This is a genomic window from Streptomyces sp. NPDC057854, from assembly GCF_042797055.1.
Taxonomy (GTDB): Bacteria; Actinomycetota; Actinomycetes; order Streptomycetales; family Streptomycetaceae; genus Streptomyces.
In genome coordinates this window covers 128,825-149,699 of the sequence record NZ_JBHVMF010000006.1, presented here as the reverse complement: position 1 = coordinate 149,699, position 20,875 = coordinate 128,825, and the positions used below count along the sequence as shown (strand labels likewise).

At 74.5% G+C, this 20,875-nt stretch carries 16 protein-coding genes and 2 pseudogenes; 15 read left to right on the top strand and 3 right to left on the bottom strand.

Annotated elements, in window-relative coordinates; all coding sequences use genetic code 11:
• The first annotated feature begins 100 nt into the window (after positions 1-100).
• From ACFVQZ_RS11430 to ACFVQZ_RS11415, 4 genes and pseudogenes are all read left to right on the top strand, one after another.
• Positions 101-2,152 (top strand): APC family permease, encoded by a 2,052-nt coding sequence (locus ACFVQZ_RS11430; protein ID WP_030496283.1) that lies wholly within the window; start codon positions 101-103, stop codon positions 2,150-2,152.
• Positions 2,153-2,222: 70 nt separating this feature from the next.
• Positions 2,223-3,542 (top strand): class I SAM-dependent RNA methyltransferase, encoded by a 1,320-nt coding sequence (locus ACFVQZ_RS11425; protein WP_383621236.1) that lies wholly within the window; start codon positions 2,223-2,225, stop codon positions 3,540-3,542.
• 226 nt (positions 3,543-3,768) lie between these two features.
• Positions 3,769-5,002 (top strand): annotated as a pseudogene (locus tag ACFVQZ_RS11420) (NAD(P)/FAD-dependent oxidoreductase).
• A 54-nt stretch (positions 5,003-5,056) separates the two neighbouring features.
• Entirely contained in the window at positions 5,057-5,956 is a 900-nt protein-coding gene (locus ACFVQZ_RS11415; protein ID WP_383621234.1) for an RNA polymerase sigma-70 factor, read from the top strand.
• Between the two features lie 21 nt (positions 5,957-5,977).
• On the opposite strand, the gene ACFVQZ_RS11410 is transcribed toward ACFVQZ_RS11415, so the two are convergent.
• Complete coding sequence (locus tag ACFVQZ_RS11410; RefSeq protein WP_383621232.1) at positions 5,978-6,961, bottom strand: LysR family transcriptional regulator; 984 nt, start codon at positions 6,959-6,961, stop codon at positions 5,978-5,980.
• Positions 6,962-7,321: 360 nt separating this feature from the next.
• Here ACFVQZ_RS11410 and ACFVQZ_RS11405 point away from each other — a divergent pair, with 360 nt between their 5' ends.
• A complete protein-coding gene (locus ACFVQZ_RS11405) occupies positions 7,322-8,821 on the top strand; it encodes an MFS transporter (RefSeq protein ID WP_383621230.1) in 1,500 nt (499 codons plus the stop codon).
• A gap of 268 nt (positions 8,822-9,089) precedes the next feature.
• Positions 9,090-10,139, top strand: a complete 1,050-nt coding sequence (locus ACFVQZ_RS11400) for a superoxide dismutase (RefSeq protein ID WP_383621228.1) — start codon at positions 9,090-9,092, stop codon at positions 10,137-10,139.
• Here the strand turns inward: ACFVQZ_RS11400 and ACFVQZ_RS11395 are convergent.
• The gene (locus tag ACFVQZ_RS11395) at positions 10,097-10,930 is read right to left on the bottom strand and encodes a TioE family transcriptional regulator (RefSeq protein ID WP_383621226.1); all 834 of its coding nucleotides are present in this window, start codon (positions 10,928-10,930) and stop codon (positions 10,097-10,099) included. The genes ACFVQZ_RS11400 and ACFVQZ_RS11395 overlap by 43 nt on opposite strands.
• 161 nt (positions 10,931-11,091) lie before the next feature.
• Here ACFVQZ_RS11395 and ACFVQZ_RS11390 point away from each other — a divergent pair, with 161 nt between their 5' ends.
• The 7 genes and pseudogenes from ACFVQZ_RS11390 to ACFVQZ_RS11360 all read left to right on the top strand — a co-directional run.
• Positions 11,092-12,321: an erythromycin esterase family protein gene (locus tag ACFVQZ_RS11390; RefSeq protein WP_383621224.1), complete on the top strand. Its 1,230-nt coding sequence runs from the start codon at positions 11,092-11,094 to the stop codon at positions 12,319-12,321.
• A 176-nt stretch (positions 12,322-12,497) separates the two neighbouring features.
• Positions 12,498-13,511: a GHMP kinase gene (locus ACFVQZ_RS11385; RefSeq protein ID WP_383621222.1), complete on the top strand. Its 1,014-nt coding sequence runs from the start codon at positions 12,498-12,500 to the stop codon at positions 13,509-13,511.
• A 43-nt stretch (positions 13,512-13,554) separates the two neighbouring features.
• On the top strand, positions 13,555-14,802 hold the full coding sequence (locus tag ACFVQZ_RS11380) for a PLP-dependent aminotransferase family protein (protein WP_383621221.1): 1,248 nt from the start codon (positions 13,555-13,557) through the stop codon (positions 14,800-14,802).
• 183 nt (positions 14,803-14,985) lie between these two features.
• Positions 14,986-15,429 carry a cell division protein SepF gene (locus tag ACFVQZ_RS11375; RefSeq protein ID WP_383621219.1) on the top strand — a complete coding sequence of 148 codons (444 nt, stop codon included), beginning with the start codon at positions 14,986-14,988 and terminating at the stop codon, positions 15,427-15,429.
• Positions 15,430-15,894: 465 nt separating this feature from the next.
• Positions 15,895-16,998 carry an ATP-binding protein gene (locus ACFVQZ_RS11370; protein WP_383621363.1) on the top strand — a complete coding sequence of 368 codons (1,104 nt, stop codon included), beginning with the start codon at positions 15,895-15,897 and terminating at the stop codon, positions 16,996-16,998.
• The gene (locus ACFVQZ_RS11365) at positions 16,995-17,381 is read left to right on the top strand and encodes a nucleotide pyrophosphohydrolase (protein WP_030494663.1); all 387 of its coding nucleotides are present in this window, start codon (positions 16,995-16,997) and stop codon (positions 17,379-17,381) included. Before ACFVQZ_RS11370 ends, ACFVQZ_RS11365 begins: the two co-directional genes overlap by 4 nt.
• Positions 17,382-17,530: 149 nt before the next feature.
• A pseudogene (locus ACFVQZ_RS11360) lies at positions 17,531-18,010 on the top strand (DUF6099 family protein); the annotation flags it as partial.
• A 369-nt stretch (positions 18,011-18,379) separates the two neighbouring features.
• Here ACFVQZ_RS11360 and ACFVQZ_RS11355 read toward each other — a convergent pair.
• A complete protein-coding gene (locus tag ACFVQZ_RS11355; protein ID WP_051787780.1) occupies positions 18,380-18,616 on the bottom strand; it encodes a hypothetical protein in 237 nt (78 codons plus the stop codon).
• Positions 18,617-18,867: 251 nt separating this feature from the next.
• Between ACFVQZ_RS11355 and ACFVQZ_RS11350 the strand changes: the two genes are divergently transcribed.
• Together ACFVQZ_RS11350 and mmuM are read left to right on the top strand one after the other, a co-directional pair.
• Positions 18,868-19,791: an LLM class F420-dependent oxidoreductase gene (locus tag ACFVQZ_RS11350; protein ID WP_383621216.1), complete on the top strand. Its 924-nt coding sequence runs from the start codon at positions 18,868-18,870 to the stop codon at positions 19,789-19,791.
• A gap of 4 nt (positions 19,792-19,795) precedes the next feature.
• A complete protein-coding gene (gene mmuM / locus ACFVQZ_RS11345; RefSeq protein ID WP_383621214.1) occupies positions 19,796-20,857 on the top strand; it encodes a homocysteine S-methyltransferase in 1,062 nt (353 codons plus the stop codon).
• Positions 20,858-20,875: the final 18 nt, after the last annotated feature.

Below are 20,875 nucleotides of genomic sequence, written 5' to 3'. Positions count from 1 at the left end.
GACCGCATCCGAGGGGCCCGCGGAAAGATTCCGTATGGATTTCCGCGAGGCCGGGGTCGCGGCGAGGTTGGCTCTTTTCGAACGCTTACGATCCTCTGTTGTGTCCAAACTGACCGACGTGCCCAAACGGATCCTGATCGGGCGGGCCCTGCGCAGCGACAAGCTCGGGGAGACCCTGCTCTCCAAGCGGATCGCCCTCCCCGTCTTCGCCTCCGACCCCCTCTCGTCGGTGGCGTACGCACCGGGCGAGGTCCTTCTCGTCCTCTCCGTGGCGGGCCTGTCGGCCTACCACTTCAGCCCGTGGATCGCGCTGGCCGTCGTCGTCCTGATGTTCACGGTCGTCGCCTCGTACCGGCAGAACGTGCACGCCTACCCGAGCGGCGGCGGCGACTACGAGGTCGCCACCACCAACCTCGGCCCGAAGGCCGGACTGACCGTCGCGAGCGCCCTGCTCGTCGACTACGTCCTGACCGTCGCCGTCTCGATCTCCTCCGGCATCGAGAACCTCGGCTCCGCGATCCCCTTCGTCGTCGAGCACAAGGTCGCCTGCGCCATCGGCGTGATCGTCCTCCTCACCGTGATGAACCTCCGCGGCGTGAAGGAGTCCGGCAGCCTCTTCGCCATCCCCACCTACGTCTTCGTCTTCGGCGTCTTCTGCATGATCGCCTGGGGCGCCTGGCGCGGGATCGTCCTCGGCGACACCATGAAGGCGCCCACCGCCGACTTCGAGATCAAGCCCGAGCACCCCGGCCTCGCCGGCTTCGCGCTGATCTTCCTGCTGCTGCGCGCCTTCTCCTCCGGCTGTGCCGCCCTCACCGGCGTCGAGGCCATCTCCAACGGCGTCCCCGCCTTCCGCAAGCCGAAGTCGAAGAACGCCGCCACCACCCTCGCGCTCATGGGCGGCCTTGCCGTCACCATGTTCTGCGGCATCATCTTCCTGGCCGGCGCCACCGACGTCCGGATGGCCGAGAAGCCCGCCCAGGACCTGCTCCACAACGGCGTCCCGGTCGGCGAGGACTACGTCCAGGACCCGGTGATCTCCCAGGTCGCCGCCGCCGTCTTCGGCGACGGAACGTTCTTCTTCGTGCTGCTCGCCGCCGCCACCGCGCTCGTCCTTTTCCTGGCCGCCAACACGGCGTACAACGGCTTCCCGCTCCTCGGCTCGATCCTCGCCCAGGACCGCTACCTGCCGCGCCAGCTCCACACCCGCGGCGACCGCCTCGCCTTCTCCAACGGCATCGTGCTCCTCGCCGGCGCCGCCGCCCTCCTCGTCTGGATCTACGGCGCGGACTCCACCCGCCTCATCCAGCTGTACATCGTCGGCGTCTTCGTCTCCTTCACGCTCAGCCAGATCGGCATGGTCCGGCACTGGAACCGGCACCTCCAGAGCGAGAAGGACCCGGCCAAGCGCCGCCACATGATCCGCTCCCGCGCGATCAACGCCTTCGGCGCCTTCTTCACCGGCCTCGTCCTCGTCGTCGTCCTCGCCACCAAGTTCACCCACGGCGCCTGGGTCGCCCTCCTCGGCATGGTGATCTTCTACGTGACGATGACCGCGATCCGCCGCCACTACGACTCCGTCTCCCAGGAGATCGCCGCCGCCGAGGAACGCCCCGACGAATACGTGCGCCCTTCCCGGGTCCGCTCGATCGTCCTCGTCTCCAAGCTCCACAAGCCCACCCTCCGCGCCCTCGCCTACGCGAAGCTGCTCCACGCCCACGAGCTGGAGGCGCTGACCGTGAACGTCGACCCGGCGGAGACCAAGGCGCTCCGCGAGGAGTGGGAGCGGCGCGGCATCAACGTGCCGCTGAAGATCCTCGACTCGCCGTACCGCGAGATCACCCGGCCGGTCATCGAGTACGTGAAGAACCTCCGCAAGGAGAGCCCGCGCGACGCCGTCTCCGTCTACATCCCGGAGTACGTTGTGGGCCACTGGTACGAGCACCTGCTCCACAACCAGTCCGCGCTCCGCCTCAAGGGCCGGCTGCTCTTCACCCCGGGCGTCATGGTGACCTCGGTCCCGTACCAGCTCCGGTCGTCCGAGGCCGCGAAGAAGCGGGCCCGCAAGCGCCAGGACTGGAACGCGCCCGGCTCGGTCCGCCGTGGACCGGTCGAGAAGACCAGGAAGGAACCCGCCTCGAAGAGCAACTAGACTGGTGGGCTGCTGTCCGCGCAGCGGCCCGCCTTCTTCTTCTCTTCTCTCGGCTACGGAGTCCCCGATCATGCAGAACACCCCTGTGACGTCCTTGATCGGGGAGGAGTACGAGGTCGAGGTCGGCCCGGTCGCCCACGGCGGCCACTGCATCGCGCGTACGGAGGCGGGCCGCGTCCTCTTCGTCCGCCACGCCCTGCCCGGCGAGCGCGTCCGGGCCCGGGTGACCGAGGGCGACGAGACCAGCCGCTTCCTGCGCGCCGACGCCGTCGAGATCCTCGACGCCTCCAAGGACCGCATCGAGGCCCCGTGCCCCTTCGCCGGCCCCGGCAAGTGCGGCGGCTGCGACTGGCAGCACGCCAAGCCGGGCGCCCAGCGCCGCCTCAAGGGCGAGGTCGTCGCCGAGCAGCTGAAGCGGCTCGCCGGCCTCACCCCCGAGGAGGCCGGCTGGGACGGCACGGTCGTCCCCGCCGAGGGCGACAAGCTCCCGGCCGGCGAGGTCCCGCAGTGGCGCACCCGCGTCCAGTACGCCGTCGACGCCGAGGGACACGCGGGCCTGCGCAAGCACCGCTCGCACGAGGTCCAGGTCATCGACCACTGCATGATCGCCGCGCAGGGCGTCTCGGAGCTCGGCATCGAGGCCCGCACCTGGGAGGGCATGGCCGCCGTCGAGGCGATCGCCGCCTCCGGCTCGAACGACCGCCAGGTCATCCTGGCCCCCCGCCCCGGCGCCCGCCTCCCGCTCGTCGAGCTCGACAAGCCGGTCTCCGTGATGCGCGTCGACGAGAAGGACGGCGGCGTCCACCGCGTCCACGGCCGCGCCTTCGTCCGCGAGCGCGCCGACGACCGCACCCACCGCGTCGGCAGCGGCGGCTTCTGGCAGGTCCATCCGAAGGCCGCCGACACCCTCATGAAGGCCGTCATGCAGGGCCTCCTCCCGCGCAAGGGCGACACCGCCCTCGACCTCTACTGCGGCGTCGGCCTCTTCGCCGGCGCCCTCGCGGACCGCGTCGGCGACCAGGGTGCCGTCCTCGGCATCGAGTCCGGCAAGCGCGCCGTCGAGGACGCCCGCCACAACCTGGCCGGCTTCCCGCGCGTCCGCATCGAACAGGGCAAGGTCGAGTCGGTCCTCCCGCGCACCGGCATCACCGAGGTCGACCTCATCGTCCTGGACCCCCCGCGCGCCGGCGCCGGCAAGCAGACCGTCCGCCACCTCGCCGGCCTCGGTGCCCGCCGCATCGCCTACGTCGCCTGCGACCCGGCCGCCCTCGCCCGCGACCTCGCCTACTTCGCGGAGGGCGGCTACCGCGTCCGCACGCTGCGGGCGTTCGACCTGTTCCCGATGACGCACCATGTGGAGTGCGTGGCGATTCTGGAGCCGGTGAAGTAGTCCCGTTCCGATCGACCGTTCCGATCCGCCGTTCCGGCCGGGCCGCCTCGTCGTGGTCCGGCCGGTGGTGTGTCCGGGGAGCTGTCGGGGGAGTGACCTGCGTCACATCATGTCACGGTGGTCGGGGCCGTGGTGTCTGGAGGTCGTACAGCCTCGGACCGGGGGCGGTGCGGCTTGGGTCGGCCGCCCCCGGGTCCGGGGCAGGGGCCGATCACAGGAGCGTGACATGGACAGGCATCGCATCGTCGTCCTCGGGGCCGGGTGCGCCGGGGCGTACGTGGCAGGGACGCTGGCCCGGCGGCTGGCGCCGCGGGACGTCGACATCACCGTCGTCAACGCCGAGCCGGACTTCGTGCAGCGGCTGCGGCTCCACCAGTTGGCCGCGGGGCGGGACATCGCCGCGCCGGCGCTCGCCGACGTCTTCGCGGGGACGGGCATCGACCTGCGGATCGCCCGGGTCACCGGCATCGAGACCGGGCGGCGGACCGTGGTCCTCGACGGCGCGAGCGGGCCCGCCGAGGTCGGGTACGACACGCTGGTGCACGCCCTCGGCAGCCACGGCGCCGACCACGGCGTGCCCGGCGTCGCCGCGTACGCCTTCGACGTGAGCGCCCGGCCGTCCGCGCGGCGGCTGCGCGAGCGCCTGGACGGGCTGCGCGGGGGACGGGTGCTGGTCGTCGGCGACGGGCTCACCGGCATCGAGACCGCCACCGAGATCGCCGAGACCCGGCCCGGGCTCGCCGTGACGCTGATCGCCCGCGGCGAACTCGGCGCCGCGCTCTCCGCCGGAGCCCGCGCGCACCTGCGCCGCGCCTGCGACCGGCTCGGCGTCGCCGTCCTGGAACACGTCACCGTCACGGCCGTCGAGGCGGACCAGGTGCGGTGCGCCGACGGCACGGTCCTGGCGGCCGACGCCGTCGTGTGGACGGCCGGGTTCGCCGTCGGGTCCGTCGCCGCCGCGTCCGGGCTGGAGGTCACGGAGGACGGGCGGATCGTCGTCGACCGGACCATGCGGTCCGTGTCGCATCCCGACGTGTACGCCGTCGGCGACAGCGTCTTCACCCTCGGCGACAACGGGCTGCCGCTGCCGATGTCCTGCGCCTCGGCCGGTTTCACCGGCCGGCAGGCCAACCGAGGCGATCGTCGCCCGGCTCGCCGGCCGCGAGGTGCCGCACGTCAAGCTCCCTTACGTCGGCAACCACATCAGCCTCGGCAGGCACGACGGCATCCTGCAGATGGTCGACGGCGAGGGACTGGCCAAGCCCACGTACGTCGGCGGGCGCAAGGCCGCGCGGATCAAGGCCGGCATCATCGGGATGTCCCTGTGGGCGACCGAGCACCCGACGTTCGGACTGCCGAAGCGGAAGCACCGTCTCGCCGCGGCGCCGGAAGGCGTGACGGGAGAGGGCGTGACGGCGACGGGCCGCGCGGCGGAGCGCGGGGCGGCCGCGCATGGCTGACGGCATCCCGGTCGCCCGTGCGCCCCGGCCCACGGGCGACCCGGAGGGGGCCGGATGACGGCCGGGCACGGCACCGATCCGGCGACCGAGGCGTTCGTCGCCCACCGGAACCTGCTGTTCACGGTGGCCTACGAGATGCTCGGCTCGGCCGCCGACGCCGAGGACGTCCTCCAGGAGACCTGGCTGCGGTGGGTCCGGGTCCCCCTGGAGCGCGTCGACGACCAGCGGGCGTACCTCGTCCGCGTCACCACCCGGCAGGCCCTCAACCGGCTGCGCACGCTGCGGCGCCGCCGCGAGGCGTACGTCGGGCAGTGGCTGCCCGAACCGCTGCTGACGGCGCCGGACGTGGCCGAGGACGTCGAACTCGCCGAGAGCATGTCGATGGCGATGATGCTCGTCCTGGAGAGCCTCGCACCGACCGAGCGGGCCGTCTTCGTGCTCCGCGAGGTGTTCGAGGTGGAGTACGAGGAGATTGCGGCGGCCGTCGGCAAGACCCCGGCCGCCGTCCGCCAGATCGCGCACCGCGCCCGCGAGCACGTCGGCGACCGCCGCCCCCGCAGGACCGCCTCCCCGCGCGAGACCCGGGCCGCCCTCGACTCCTTCCGGCTCGCCATCGAGACCGGCAACCCGCAGGCCCTCCTCGACGTGCTCGCACCCGACGTGGTCCTGCTCAGCGACGGCGGCGGCGTCAAACAGGCCGCGCTGCACCCGGTCGTCGGCGCCGACAAGCTCGTCCGCTTCTGGACCGGCGGCTCCGCCAGGGTCCGGCAGCCCATCACCTGGGAGCCGGCGCTCATCAACGGCAGCCCCGCGCTGGCCGTGCACGTGGGCGGCGAACTCGACGGCGTCATGGCCGTCCGCGTCGAGGACGGCCGCATCACCGGGCTCTACTTCGTCCGCAACCCTGAGAAGCTGACCCACCTCGTCTCCGGGACGCCGCTCGCCGCCTCGTGACGGGGCGGGCGGCGGGGCGTTCTACCGGGCTGGGGCTGGGGCTGGGGCTGGGGCTGGGGCTGGGGCGGGTGCTGGCGCTGGGCCCGGGCCCGGGCCCGGGGCCGGGCCCGGGGCCGAGGTCGGGACGGGGCCGAGGTTCAGGGCGGCGCGGACGAACGCGCGGGCCTCGGCCGACAGGTCCTGGGAGCGCCAGACCATCGCGTACTCGAAGGGTTCCACGTCCTCGAACGGGACGTACACCAGCCGGGGACGCGGGTAATAGCGGATGCCCTGGGCGGCGGCGACGGTGACGCCCTCGCCGGCGGCCACCAGCGCGAGCAGTTCCTGCCAGTACCGCGTCGTCGTCCTGAGGTGGACGGGGCGGCCCGACGGCGTGCGGTCGGGCATGTGCCGGGCCCGGAACGTCTCCGGCATGCCGTCGATGATCAGCAGCGTCTCCTCCGCCAGGTCCTCCAGGCGGACCGCCTCCCGCGCCGCCAGCGGGTGCGCCGCGTGGACCGCGAGCACGGTCGCGTCGCGCACGAGCACCGGACCGATCGTCAGATCCGGCTCGTCCACGGGCAGTTCGATCAGCTGGAGGTCCAGCTCGCCGCGCCGCAGCGCCCCGAACCGGTCGGAGAGGTGCACCTCCCGGATCCGCACCTCGTACCGCGGGTGCCTGCTGCGGAAGGGCTCCACGGCGGCCATGATCCGCTCGCTCGCCAGCGGGCTGGAGAACCCCACGCGGAGGACGCCGCAGGCGCCCCGCGCCGTGTCCGCCGCCCTGGCGACGGCCTTCAGGACGCCGTGGTGGTGCGGATCGAGGTCGTCCCGCAACTGCCGGCCGAGCGGCGTCAGCGACACGTTCCGGCTGGTGCGCTCGAACAGCGGGGCGCCCACGCGCCGTTCCAGCGCCTTGGTCACCTGGCTCACCCGAGCCCGTGACACGTGCAACCGCTCCGCCGCGCGGCCAAAGTGAAGCTCCTCGGCCAGCATCAGAAACGTCTCCAGTTCCTGCCAGTTCATCCACGTCCCCCGTTCACGCATGCATTGCTGTTAGCCCGCCTTACCGGGCGGTGAGACCTTCGCCGTTGTTCGGCGTCCGTCCCCGGACCACACTGGTCACGGGGGACAGCGGCCACGACACGTACGGCGTGGACACCGCGTACGGCGCGCACACCGCGCCGCATCCCTCACCCCTCGGGCCCCTGGCCCACCCCACGCGAGACGACCACCGCGACAGCCGCGCGGTCGCCTCGCGCTGCCCTGACACATGCCGGGCGCACCTGGCGGACCCGGCATGTCGGACACAGGCGGCGGGCCCGGCGTCCCTGCCGCGCCCATCGCGCACACCGCGCCCGCCACGGAAACGAAAGAGGAGCACGCATGTCTCACGAACCACGTCACGGAGCGAAGAACCGGAGAACCGGCCCCGAGGCCGACGCCATGCCCGACCCACGCAGATGGCTCGCCCTGACCCTGCTCGTCGCGGCCTTCTTCATGGTCATCGTGGACTCGCAGATCGTCATGCTGGCCATGCCGGCGATCGAGTCGGAGCTCGGTTTCGCGCCGGGTGGGGTCCAGTGGGTGATGAGCGCGTATCTGCTGAGCTTCGGTGGTCTGCTGATGTTCGGCGGGCGGACCGCCGATCTGCTCGGCGGGCGCCGGATGTTCCTGTACGGCACGGCGCTGTTCGGTGTCGCGTCGGTGCTGTGCGGTCTGGCCTGGACCGACGAGGTGCTGATCACCGCCCGTGTCGTCCAGGGCGTTGCCGCCGCCGTGATGACGCCGACCGCGATGGCCGTCCTGATGCACACCTTCGCCGAGGGCCCCGAGCGCAACAAGGCCCTGGGCATCTGGACCGGCATCGGCGCGTTCGGCGCCACCGCCGCCCTGCTCATCGGCGGCCCCCTCACCGACGGCCTCGGCTGGGAGTGGATCTTCTACATCAACGTCCCTGTCGTCGCCGCGGTGCTCCTGTTCGGCCCGCGCCTGCTGAGGCAGACCCCCGTCCAGGAGGGCCGGCGCCGCTTCGACCCGGCCGGCGCTGTGACCGTCACGGCCGCCGTCGCCCTGCTCGTCTACGCCGTCTCCGAGGCCCCGCTGGTCGGCTGGGGCAGCGGACAGACGATCGGCATGCTGATCGCCTCCGCCGTCCTGCTCGTCGTCTTCACCCTGATCGAGAACCGTTCCGCCGCGCCGCTGGTCCCGCTGCGGATCTTCCGCTCGGCGACCGTCGTCGGCGGCAACATCCTCATGCTGATCGTCGCCATGGCGGTCTACGGCGGCGCGCTCATGACCTCGCTGTACGCACAGCAGGTCCTCGGCTACAGCGCCGTCAAGTTCGGCCTGTCGACGGCCGTGTACGCGGTGATGTCCATCATCGGCGCGAACGTCAGCGCCCGCCTCGTCGCCCGCACCGGCTACAAGCCCATCGCCATCGTCGGCATGGCCCTGCTCTCCGGCGGCCTGCTCCTGCTCACCCAGATCGACCCCAACGGCGGCTACTGGAGCGACCTCTTCTTCGGCCTCGTCGTCTTCGGCACCGGCATCGGCTCCACCAACGTCGCCGCCTCCATCGCCTCCCTCACCGGAGCCAAGCCCGAGGAATCCGGCCTCGTCTCCGGCATCAACAACGCCGTCTTCCAGATCGGCGCCGCCCTCGGCATCGCCCTCGCCTCCTCCGTCGCCTTCGCCCACACCACCGGCACCAGCCCCGAAGCCCTCAACAACGGCTTCCAGGCAGGCTTCCTCACCACCGCCGTCTTCGCCCTCACCGGACTGGTCACCGCGCTCCTCCTGCTGCTGCACCGCGGGAAGGAGGGGACACCGGCGGACAGCGGTGCCGAACACGGCAGCGGCAAGCACGTGATGGCCGGTCACTGACGGCCGGACGGTCTCGCCACGGCGGCGCCGCCCCTGGAGGAGCGGCGCCGCGCGCGGCGGCCGACACCCGGCCGCCCGCCGCCGAGGAACCCGAAGAAACTCATGGTCACCAACGTACCCGGGAGTACGCGGCCCGCTCCTGGTGCCCGAAGTACCTGGCTGGGAGCTGGACATGGGGCGGTTCCCGTCGTTTGTCTGGCGTGGTGACCGGTGTCTCCCGGCTCGGACGGGACACAGGAAGCAGATATGAGGAGAAAGGGATCCGATCATGCGTGTGGCTCTCCGTGCGGCGAGGGCGGGCGGCGCGCTCGCCGTCGCGGTCACCCTGGCGGCCACCCCCAGCGGCCCGGCCGAGGCCCGTACCGAGCCGCCCGCGCCCGCCGTGGCACGGGTCGTGCCCACCCCGTCCGCCGGCCCTCCGGCGGTCATCGCGCTCCCGGACGGTTTCCGGCCGGAGGGCATCGCCATCGGCCCCGGCCCGTACGCCTTCTTCGGCTCCACGGCCGACGGTTCCGTCTACCGCGCCGACCTGCGGACCGGCCGCGGCGCGCTCCTCAGCCGCGGCCCCGGCACGCCCGCCCTCGGCATGAAGACCGACGGGTACGGGCGGCTGTTCGTGGCGGGCGGCAGGGGTGGCGACGCGCGCGTCCTCGACACCCGTACCGGACGGACGCTCGCCTCCTACCGGCTCGCCGACGGACCGGCGTTCGTCAACGACGTCGTCCTCACCGGGGACGCCGCCGTCTTCACCGACTCCACCAACCCGGTGCTCTACAGACTGCCGTTGCGCGGCGGACGGCTCCCCGCCGCGCCGGTACGGATCCCGATCACCGGCGATCTGACGTACGGCGACGGCTTCAACGCCAACGGCATCGCGCCGACCCCGGACGGCCGCGCGCTGCTCGTCGTCCAGTCGAGCACCGGTGACCTGTTCCGCGTCGATGCCGACGGCCGGAGCCGCCGCGTCGACCTCCACGGGGAGTCGCTGCCCAACGGCGACGGGCTGCTGCTCCGGGGCAGCACGCTGTACGCCGTGGAGAACGGGGCCCGGAACGGCGACAGCGCCCTCACCGTCCTGCGCCTGAACGCGTCCGGCACCGAGGGCCGCGTCCTGCGGCGCGTACGCGACGACCGCTTCGACACGCCGACGACCGTGGCGGCGTACGGCGCCCGCCTGTACCTGCCCAACGCCCGCTTCGTGTCCGCCCCGGCCCCGATCCCGAGCACGCCGTACGACGCGGTCGCCGTCCGTGTCCCCGGCGCCGTACCCGCTGGTCAGGAGGGCGGCGCGGACGCGTCGTCGGTCATGCCGAGGTAGGCGGAGAGGAGGCCCGCCGCCCGCAGCATGGCGGTGCCCCGGGCCGAGACGCGCTGGTGCCAGTCCTCCAGGGACGCCTCCAGCGCCTCCGTGCCGCCGGCCGTACGGACCTGCCGGACGACCGTGGCGATCAGCTCCAGCGGGTACCGGCCCCGGCGGAGGAAGTGGGCCAGCTCGGCGTCGCGCACGTCGTCGGCGTCGTACGTGCGGTGGCGGGTGTCCGGGCGGCGGGCCGGGGAGAGGACGCCCGCCCGCTCCCACGCGCGGACGGTCGCCACGCTGACGTCCAGCCGGCGGGCCAGTTCGCCGATGGTGAAGGGCTGCGCGGTCGTCCCCGGGGCGTGCGGGCCGGCCTCTCCCGGGGTGCGTCGGCCGGACTTTCCCGGCGCGCGGCGGCTGGAGTCTCCCGGGGTGCGCCGGCCGGTGTCTCCCGGGGCGCGCCGGCCGGTGTCTCCCGGGGTCTTCCTGAGGTGGGCGAGGGATGCGCCGACCGCCGCCAGGGTGCCCCGGTCGCGCAGGAGTTCCGCGTGGCTGCGGTCGACGGCCGCCAGGGCGTCGTCCAGGCAGCCCTCGGTGACCGCCCGCATGATCGCCCCGGCCGCCGCGTACCCATGGGCCGGCACCAGGGCGAGATAGGCCCGCAGGGCCGCCGCGTGGCGGGCGGTGTACCGGCGGTACCCGGTCGCGGTGCGCGCGGCCGGGGGCAGGAACCCGTCGCGCTCGTAGTTGCGGACGGTCTGCGGGGAGAGGTTGTGCTCCCGGGCGAGGTCGACCGGGCGCAGAGAGGGCACGTTGGAAACTCCAGGGCGGTCATCCGCCGTCATTCGGGGGCTCTTTCGCCGAAACCTTCACTCGGGTGTTCAGGTATAGCTTCCACCTCACGGAGTCGCGAGCCCGTGAAAGCGCGAGAAAGCCCGTGAAAGCGCGAGAACGCGCGAGAAAGGTGGACCGCATGACCGTCACCCTCGAGGACGCCGCCCGGAGCGTCGGCGCGGCGAGCCTCACCGGACTCCTCGGCACCCGGCCGCGGGTCCTCGCCCTCGGAGAACCCACCCACGGCGAGGACGCCCTCCTCGACGTACGCAACGCACTGTTCCGGCGGCTCGTCGAGGAGGACGGGTACCGGATCTTCGCCCTCGAGAGCGACTGCCTGGCCGGACTGGCCGTCGACGACCACGTCACCACCGGAACCGGCACGCTGGACGACGTGATGGACCGCGGCTTCAGCCACGGCTTCGGCGGATCGCCCGCCAACCGCGCGCTGGTGCGCTGGATGCGCGCGTTCAACGAGGGCCGGCCCGCCGCGGACCAGGTGCGGTTCGCCGGGTTCGACGGTCCGCTGGAGATGTCCGGCGCCGCCTCGCCCCGCCAGGCCCTCACCGCCCTCCACGCCCACCTCGCCGCCCGCTGCGACGCCGCGCCGCTGCCCTGCACCGCCACCGAACTCGACGGACTCCTCGGCGCGGACGCCCGCTGGACCGACCCCGCCGCCCTGCGCGACCCGTCCCGTTCCGTGGGCCGCACGCCCGACGCCGAGCGGCTCCGGCGGATCACCGACGACCTGACCGCCCTCCTCGACGCACAGGCCCCGGACCTGCGGGACCCCGCCGAACGCGAGGCATGGCACCGGGCGCGCCTCTTCGCCCGCACCGCCGCCGGCCTGCTCCGCTACCACGCCCGGACGGCCGACCCCACGCCCGCGCGCCTGACCGGACTCCTCACCGTCCGCGACGCCATGATGGCCGCCAACCTGCTCGCCCTCGCCGAACGCGGCCCCGTCTTCGCGTACGGCCACAACAGCCACCTCCAGCGCGGGCGGACCGGCATGGGAACGGGGGAGGGGCGCGCGGAGTGCTGGAGCGCCGGCGCGATCGCCGCCTCCCGGCTCGGCGACGCGTACGCCTTCGTCGGCGGCGCCCTCGGCACCCTCCGCCACCGCGGCGTGCAGGCCCCGCCGCCGGACACCGTCGAAGGGCTCCTGTACGCGCTCCCCGAGGACGGGTACGCCGTCGACGTACCGCTGCTGACCGCCGCGCTCGGCGGCGTACCGCCGGCCCCGCGCGCATCCCCCTGGTACGGCTACGCCCCCCTCGACCCCGCACGCCTGGCCGACCACGACGCGCTCGTCTTCGTGAAGGACGCCGCCCGGGGCCCGGGCCCGGAGTGGTGGCCGGCCGGCTGAGAACCCGAGACGCACGCGCGCGCGTGGCGGCGGGGAGGTGCGGAGCACGTGCATCACGCGCGCGTGGCGGCGGAGGGCGGTGGAGCGTGTTCCCCACGCGCGCGTGCGGGCGGCAGGGGCCGTCACCCCCCCCCTCGCAGCCGGCGGAGGCCCGGGCGGCAGTCACACTCTTCTCCGTGACCACGAGCGCCCCAGAACCCACCCCCACCCCCGCCCCCGGCACCGGTCACGCCCCCTCCCACCACGGCGAACTCCTCCAAGGCGTGTTCACCGACGCCGACGGCCGCCCGCACGCCGGGCTCGTCACCCTCCCCGTCGCCACCCCCGCCACCCGCGCCGACTTCACCCCCCGCCCCGGCACCCCGCCCACCACCGTCACCGTCGTCCCCGCCGACCGCGCCAAGGCCGCCCGCGCCGCCCGGCTGGCCGTCGCCGCCTGCGCGGCGCGCACCGGCCGGCCCGCGTACGGCGGCACCCTGCGGCTCACCGGCGCCGTTCCGCTCGGCCTCGGCATGGGCAGTTCCACCAGCGACGTCCTCGCCGCGGTGCGGGCCGTCGCCGACGCGTACGGGCTCCGCCTGGACCCCGGCACCACCGCCCGCCTCGCCGTCCGCGCCGAACGCGCCAGCGACCCCCTCATGCTCGACGCCCGGCCGGTCCTCTTCGCCCAGCGCGAGGGCCGCGTCCTCGAAGTCCTCGGCCGTGCGCTGCCGCCGCTCCTCGTCGTCGGCTGCCTCCTCGGCGGCGGCGCCCCCGTCGACACCCTCGCCCTGCCCGCCCCCGCCGCCGGCCCCGCCGATCTCCGCGCCTACGCCCGGCTCCGCGACCTGCTCCGCCGCGCCGTCACCGACGGCGACACCGCGCTCCTCGGCCGGGTCGCCACCGCCAGCGCCCGCCGTGCCCAAAGGGTGCTGCGGCACCCGGAGTTCGACGCGCTCGTCGCCCTCGCCCGGCGTACCGGCGCCGTCGGCGTCCAGATCTCCCACAGCGGCTCCGTCGCCGGCGTCCTCCACGACCCGACCGCCCCCGGCGCCGAGGCCCGCACCGAAGCGACCCGCCGCGCCCTCGGCGCCCACCGCATCCCGTACACCCGCACCTTCACCGCGGGCGGCGCCGACTCCACCACCGCCCCAACCCCCCTACGGAGAGCGGCGATCGGCTCACAAGCCGCCCCCGTACTCAGCCCGTGAGACACCCCTGGACAGCGAACAGTTGCTGCCTACACTGAACCGCATGCCTTCCGCCGCCCCCTCGCTCCCCACCGACACCGCGGCGACCGCCGCCCCCTCGCTCCCGACCGGCACCGCCCCCCTGGCCCCCTTCGCCGCCCGGCTGGGAAGCGTGGCCGCCTCGCCCGTACGCGAGATCCTGGCGCTCACGGCACGGCCCGAGGTCATCTCGTTCGCCGGCGGCCTGCCCGCACCCGAACTCTTCGACACCGAAGGCATCAAGGCCGCCTACCAGGCCGTCCTCACCGACCGCCCGGACGCCGCCCTCCAGTACTCCACTACCGAGGGCGACCCCGCGCTCCGCACCGCCGTCGCCGCCCGGCTCACCGCCCGCGGCCTGCCCACCGACGCCGACGACCTGGTCATCACCACCGGCTCCCAGCAGGCCCTCACCCTCCTCGCCACCGCGCTCCTCGAACCCGGCAGCGTCGTCCTCGTCGAGGACCCCTGCTACCTCGCGGCCCTCCAGACCTTCGGCTTCTCCGGCGCCCGCGTCGTCCCCGTCCCCACCGACGACGACGGCATCGTCCCCGAGGCGCTCGACGAGATCGCCGCCCGCGAGAAGCCCACCCTCCTCTACGTCATCCCCACCTTCCAGAACCCCACCGGCCGCACCCTCCCCGCCGCCCGGCGCGCCGCCGTCGCCGAGGCCGCCGCCCGCCACGGCTTCTGGATCGCGGAGGACGACCCGTACGGCGAACTCCGCTTCGAGGGCGCACCCGTCCCGTACCTCGCCGCCCAGCCCGCCGGCGCCGACCGCACCGCCCTCCTCGGCTCCTTCTCCAAGGTCATGGCCCCCGGCCTCCGCCTCGGGTACCTGCGCGCCCCGGCCGCCCTGCGCCGCGCCTGCGTCATCGCCAAGCAGGCCGCCGACCTGCACACCTCCACCGTCGACCAGGCCGCCGTCGCCCGCTACCTCCGCGACAGCGACCTCGACGCCCACGTCGCCGGCATGCGCACCGCCTACCGCGCCCGCCGCGACGCCCTGCTCGCGGGACTGCCGGCCGCGCTCCCCGAGGGCAGCCGCTGGAACCGGCCCGAGGGCGGCATGTTCGTCTGGGCCACCCTCCCCGACGGCCACGACGCCACCGCCCTCCTCGCCACCGCCGTCGGCCATCAGGTCGCGTACGTCCCCGGCGCCCCGTTCTTCTCCGGCACCCCCGACGCCGCCTCCCTGCGCCTCTCCTTCACCACCCACGCTCCCGACGAGATCGCCGAGGGCCTGCGCCGCCTCGCCAGGACCTTCGCCTGAGGCTCCCCCTCCGTCCGCCCGGATCGACCCCGGCGCGCTTGCCGGATCGACCCCCGGATCGCGCCCCCCTCCGCATCTCGCCCCCCCGGATCGGTCCTCCCGTGGACGGTCCTGGTACCGTCCGTCACCCGTTCGCCCGTGTCGTTGTTGGGCCGAACGGGTGAGGGACGGGAGGATGGTGCCATGAGTAGGTACGAGAGGTACGACGTCACCGACGAGCAGTGGGAGGGTCTGGCCCAGGTCCTGCCCCTGCGCGGCCGTGACGAATGGCCGTCCAGGGTCGATCACCGCACCATCCCCGAGCAGTACGCATCCGCCGAGCAGCGCCGCATGGTCGTGCTGCGGGTCCAGGTCTTCGCCGACGCCCGCGAGGTCGCCGAGTACCTCATCGCCCAGATCCCGGTCCTGCTCGACCTCACCAGCGCCGACCCCGAAGTCGCCAAGCGCGTCCTCGACTTCAGCAGCGGCGTCGTGTTCGGCCTCGGCAGCGGCATGCACCGCGTCGACCGCAACGTCTTCCTGCTCGCCCCGGCCGGCACCGAGGTCGAGAGCACCGGCGACGCCCCGACGGGCGACGAGGACGACGAGCCCGTCGGCGCCCCGCACGCGAGCGTCCCCCGATCGTAGGAGGTCATCTCGCCGTAACGGTTCGCCAGTTGCGCCCCTGCGTACGGTCCGATCATGGACCTCACCGGCGGCCCCGCCCTCGCCCGCACCCCCGCTCCCCGCACCCCCGACCCGCGTACCCCGGACGCCCCGACGCCCGACCCCGGCACCCCTGACGCCCGCCCCGCCGACCCCCGTACCCCCGACGCCCCACGGGCCACCGGCGCCCGCCCCGAAACCGTCCCCCACCCCCGCCCGACTCCGGCGCCGGGTACGGGTACGCGTACGGATGCTGATCCGGGTACGAGGTCGGGGGCGGGGTCGGGCGCGGTCGCCGGTACGCGTCCCGGCGCGGCCGACGGGCAGTCGTCCCGCACCAGCCCCCGCGCCCGTACCCGCACCCCGCACAACACGCCCGGCGGCGGCCCCGGCCTTCGCTCCGGAGACGGCGCCGAAGCCGCACCGCCCGCCTTCGCGCGGCCCGTCGTGACCGAACTGCGCCTCTCCGCCTACGCCGGACGCCGGCGCGCGCACCACGCCCTCGGGCCCGTCACGCTCTTCACCGGGCCGAGCGGCAGCGGAAAGTCCACGGTGCTGGGCGCGTACGAGACGCTGGCCCGGCTCGGCGCGGGCGACCCGCTCGGCGAGGTCTTCCCCGACCCCAGCGCCCTCGTCCCCGAGGGCGCCCAGCCCGACTCCGAGGGCCGCCGCGGCTTCCGCATCGGCTGCACCGTCGACGGCCCCCTCGGCCCCGTCCAGCTCGACCTCGCCGTTCAGGCCGAGCCGCGCCTCCGCATCGTCGGCGAACGCCTCACCCGCCACGGACGCACCCTCCTCACCACCGCCCTCAGGGACCCCGGCCGCGCCACCGTGCAGGCCGCGTGGCTCACCGCCGGGTCCACCCCGGTGACGCGCGCCCCGCTCCCCGACGACCTGCTCGGCACCGCGCTCCTCCCGCTGCGCGTCGCCGGGGCCACCGCGGGGCAGCGCGAGGTGCTGGCCGCCGCCGAACAGACCGTCGTCGGCCTCCGGTCGCTCTTCCCGTGCACGCCCGAGCCGTCCAGGATGCGGGCCCCCGTCCTCCCCGGCGAGGGCCGGCTGCGGCCCGACTGCGCGAACCTCGCCGAGGTCCTGCACCGCACGCACAACGCCTGCCCGCGCCGTCACCAGCGCCTCGCGACGGTCGCCGGCGCGGGCTGCGCGGGACCCGTCACCGCCGTCGCCGTCGAGGAACTGCCCGACGGCACCGTCCAGGCCCTCCTCGCCCGGGGCGCCCGCCCCGCCACCCCGCTGGGCCGGCTCGGCGACGGCGAACTGCGCTACCTGGCCCTGGCGTTGACGCTGCTGACCGGCCCGGGCGTCTTCGCCATGGACCGGATCGCGGAGGTCCCGGACGCCATGCAGTGCCTCACGCTGCTCACCGACGACCTCGACCGCGGGCTCGACGCCCGGCAGACGGCGGCGCTGCTCGGGCTGGCCGCGACCATCGCCGCCGACGGCCACATCCGGCTCGTCGGCACCCTAGGCGAGGCCGGGGCGGCGGAGGCCCGGCGGGTTCCCGGAGTGACAGTGGTAGACCTGACCCCGTGACGGACACCGAACACGACGTGGCAGGGCTCCAGCGCCGCCTCGCCGACTTCGCGGCGGCGCGCGACTGGCAGCCCTACCACACGCCCAAGAACCTGGCGGCGGCACTCAGCGTCGAGGCGGCCGAACTCCTGGAGATCTTCCAGTGGTCGACACCCGAGCAGGCGGCTCGGGTGATGGACGACCCGGACACGGCCCACCGCGTGACGGACGAGGTCGCGGACGTCCTCGCGTACCTCCTCCAGTTCTGCCAGGTGCTGGGGATCGACCCGCTGGCCGCCCTCGCCGCCAAGATCGACCGGAACGAGCTCCGTTTCCCCGCCCGCAGAAGGGACGGAACGGGCGAGTCGGACAGCGATGGCGGCGACCGTCACTCTTCGGAGTGATCGCTTTCCCCTCATCGAGCCGCCTGTCCACAGATTTCCGAATTCCTCTGGTGCCGGGGCTCGCACGGCCTCACTCTGGGTAGTGGATTGAAGGGAAGGCGCGCGAAGGCACGTCGCACGAGCAAGTCGCACGAACGGGGGCGTAGTTGATGGAAGCGGAGCGGCTCGTCCAGGCCGGCCTGCGGGCACTGGCCGAGAGCGGGACGGCACACGACATCGTGGCGGAAGCCTGGCAGGCCCGGGCGCTCGCCGAGGCGATAGGGAGTCACCTCGCGCTGTGCGGCCCACGGGAGCTGCGCGGCGAGGCGCGGGGGCTCAGCGAGGCCGGGGAGGGGGAGGAGGAGTACCCGACGTGGGGCACGACCGGCCCCCGCGCCGCACGGCTCACCGAGGTCGGCGACCCGCGCTCGGCACTGACCGCGCTCGGCGAACTCCTCGGAGAGGTCGGCATCGCGCTCGTCGGGGTGGCCTCGGTCACCGACGACGAGGGACTGTACTGGCAGTGCATGGAGGCCATCGACGCCGCCGACGAGGCCGGGGACCGGGTACGGGGCATGCTCCGCCGGCTCGACGTACGCGAACAAACCCGGGCCCGCCCTCCCGACCCGCCGCGAGGCCGCGCCGACCCCCTCCCGGCCATCCCGCGCCCCGCCCACCGCTCCCCGGACCCCCCACCGGACGGGCCCCTCGGCGCCCCGGCCACCGGCGCCCCGCCCGCCGGGCTCGCGGCAACCGAGAACGTGGCCGTCGGCACCCCGGCCGCTGGCACGACCCCCCGCCCGGCCCCCGAGCCCGCGCGGGACCTTGACGGGGAGCGGGACCAGGGGCGGGGACTGGATGGGGGTCGGGAGCAGGGTCAGGGCCAGGACCGGGAGCAGGGCCAGGACCAGGGCCAGGGGGAGCACCGGGAGCGGGAACGCGACCGGGCCCGGGACCGGTGACGGTCCGGGGCCCGGGAAGCGGGAGGGAGGGGGCGGAACGGAGGGGGCGGCGTACCGCTACACGGCTCGCTCGCCGGCGGAAGGCCCGCCGGAGACGGACGGGTCCGAACCGAGACGGTCCACGGACGACTGGAGGTCCGCGTCCAGCTGGGAGAGGTCGGCGGAGAGCGCCGCCATCAGCTCCTCCATCTGCTGGAGCAGCCCCTTCGGGGCTCCGGGAGCCTGCTGCCCGGGCACGGACTGCGGCGCCTGCGGTTCGGGCAGGGCCTGCTCCGACGCGGCTTCCTGGGACATCGCGGCCTCCTCGACCCGGGCCCCGGCCGGCGCGGACGGGATCACGGGAGAAGAACGACGCACCGGCTGCTGCCGCCGGCGCGCGGGCCGGGCGGTCCGGCTCCGCCCGAGCCAACGACGACACCCGGACACGGTCACTGGCCAGCGGCGACCCGTCCCGCCCAGGGGGACGGATATTCACCCGACCGTGCCGGACGGCACGGCGCGCTGACGCGCGGCTTGACACGCACCCCACGGTGCAGGATGGAGGTATGGATCTTCGCATCTTCACAGAACCCCAGCAGGGCGCCGACTACGACACCCTCCTCCGGGTGGCCCGGGCCACCGAGGACCTCGGCTTCGACGCCTTCTTCCGCTCCGACCACTACCTGCGGATGGGCGCGGGCGACGGACTGCCCGGGCCGACCGACGCCTGGATCACCCTCGCGGGCCTCGCCCGCGAGACCCGGCGGATCCGCCTCGGCACCCTGATGACCGCCGCCACCTTCCGGCTGCCGGGCGTCCTGGCCATCCAGGTCGCCCAGGTCGACCGGATGTCCGGCGGACGGGTCGAACTCGGCCTGGGCGCGGGCTGGTTCGAGGAGGAGCACACCGCGTACGGCATCCCGTTCCCGAAGGAGAAGTTCAGCCGGCTGGAGGAGCAGCTGGAGATCGTCACGGGCCTGTGGGAGACCGAGACCGGCAAGACGTTCTCGTACGAAGGGAAGCACTACCGTCTCGCCGACTCGCCCGCGCTGCCCAAGCCCGCCCAGCGGAAGGTCCCGGTCCTCATCGGCGGGCACGGCGCGAGCCGCACGCCCCGGCTGGCGGCCCGGTTCGCGGACGAGTTCAACATGCCGTTCGCGTCGCTGGAGGACACCGAGCGGCAGTTCGGACGGGTCCGGGCCGCCGCCGCGGAGGCGGGCAGGGACGCCGGCGACCTCGTGTACTCCAACGCGCTGGTCGTCTGTGTCGGCAAGAACGACGCCGAGGTGGCGCGCCGTGCCGCCGCCATCGGCCGGGAGGTCGACGAACTCAAGGCCAACGGCCTCGCGGGCTCGCCCGCCGAGGTCGCCGACAAGCTCGGCCGCTACGCGGCGGTCGGCTCCTCCCGGGTCTACCTCCAGGTCCTCGACCTGGACGACCTGGACCACCTGGAGCTGATCTCCGCCGAGGTCGCTCCGCAGCTGGGCTGAGCCGATGGCACCGGTCCGGACGTTCGCCCAGGCGCTCGCCGACGGCGTGCTCGTCCTCGACGGCGGGCTCTCCAACCAGCTGGAGGCCCAGGGCTGCGACCTGTCGGACTACCTCTGGTCGGCGCGGCTGCTGGCCGACGCGCCCGAGCAGATCGAGGCGGCCCACGCCGCGTACGTCCGGGCCGGCGCCGAGGTGCTGATCACGAGCAGCTACCAGGCGACCTACGAGGGCTTCGCCCGCCGCGGCCTCGCCCGCGACGAGGCCACGACGCTGCTGACCCGCAGCGTCACCCTGGCCCGCCGCGCCGCCACGCGCCGGAGCGGCGAGGCCGGAGGAGGGACGCGGACAGGGACAGGGCAGGGGACGGGGACGGGGCAGGGGACAGGGTTGGGGTGGGGGACGGGGGAGGGTGGGGTGGGGGAGGGGCCCCCGGGGAGGCAGGGAAGCGGCGAAGGGCGGGCCGCGTGGGTGGCCGCCTCCGTGGGCCCCTACGGCGCCCTGCTCGCCGACGGCAGCGAGTACCGGGGGCGGTACGGGTTGTCGGTGGCACGGCTGGCGGCGTTCCATCGGCCGCGTGTCGAGGCGCTGGCGGCGGCGGGGCCGGACGTGCTGGCGCTGGAGACGGTGCCGGACGTCGTGGAGGCGGAGGCGCTGCTGCGGGCGGTCGAGGGGTGCGGGGTGCCGGTGTGGCTGTCGTACACCGTCGCCGGCGGGCGGACCCGGGCCGGGCAGGGGCTCGCGGAGGCGTTCGCGGTCGCGGCGGGGAACGCGCAGGTCGTCGCCGTCGGGGTGAACTGCTGTGACCCGGTGGAGGCCGGTGACGCCGTCGCGGCGGCCGTCGCCGCGACCGGCCTCCCGGCGGTCGTGTACCCGAACAGCGGGGAGCGCTGGGACGCCGGGGCGCGCGGCTGGCGGGGTGCGCCCGCGTTCGGTCCGGCCGCCGCGCCCCGGCTGGCCGCCGCGTGGACGGCGGCGGGCGCCCGGCTCGTCGGCGGCTGCTGCCGGGTCGGCCCCGCGACGATCGCCGCGCTCGCCGGGCGGGTTCCGGGGGAGGACGCCCGGTAGACCTCCGCCGAGCGCCGT

Coding starts and splice junctions, on each gene's coding strand:
- ACFVQZ_RS11355 (WP_051787780.1), bottom strand. CDS start 18,616: ATGTCCCAGGAAGCCGCGTCGGAGCAGGCCCTGCCCGAACCGCAGGCG.
- ACFVQZ_RS11400 (WP_383621228.1), top strand. CDS start 9,090: ATGCGTGTGGCTCTCCGTGCGGCGAGGGCGGGCGGCGCGCTCGCCGTC.
- ACFVQZ_RS11415 (WP_383621234.1), top strand. CDS start 5,057: ATGACGGCCGGGCACGGCACCGATCCGGCGACCGAGGCGTTCGTCGCC.
- ACFVQZ_RS11380 (WP_383621221.1), top strand. CDS start 13,555: ATGCCTTCCGCCGCCCCCTCGCTCCCCACCGACACCGCGGCGACCGCC.
- ACFVQZ_RS11350 (WP_383621216.1), top strand. CDS start 18,868: ATGGATCTTCGCATCTTCACAGAACCCCAGCAGGGCGCCGACTACGAC.
- ACFVQZ_RS11375 (WP_383621219.1), top strand. CDS start 14,986: ATGAGTAGGTACGAGAGGTACGACGTCACCGACGAGCAGTGGGAGGGT.
- mmuM (WP_383621214.1), top strand. CDS start 19,796: ATGGCACCGGTCCGGACGTTCGCCCAGGCGCTCGCCGACGGCGTGCTC.
- ACFVQZ_RS11390 (WP_383621224.1), top strand. CDS start 11,092: ATGACCGTCACCCTCGAGGACGCCGCCCGGAGCGTCGGCGCGGCGAGC.
- ACFVQZ_RS11410 (WP_383621232.1), bottom strand. CDS start 6,961: ATGAACTGGCAGGAACTGGAGACGTTTCTGATGCTGGCCGAGGAGCTT.
- ACFVQZ_RS11425 (WP_383621236.1), top strand. CDS start 2,223: ATGCAGAACACCCCTGTGACGTCCTTGATCGGGGAGGAGTACGAGGTC.
- ACFVQZ_RS11405 (WP_383621230.1), top strand. CDS start 7,322: ATGTCTCACGAACCACGTCACGGAGCGAAGAACCGGAGAACCGGCCCC.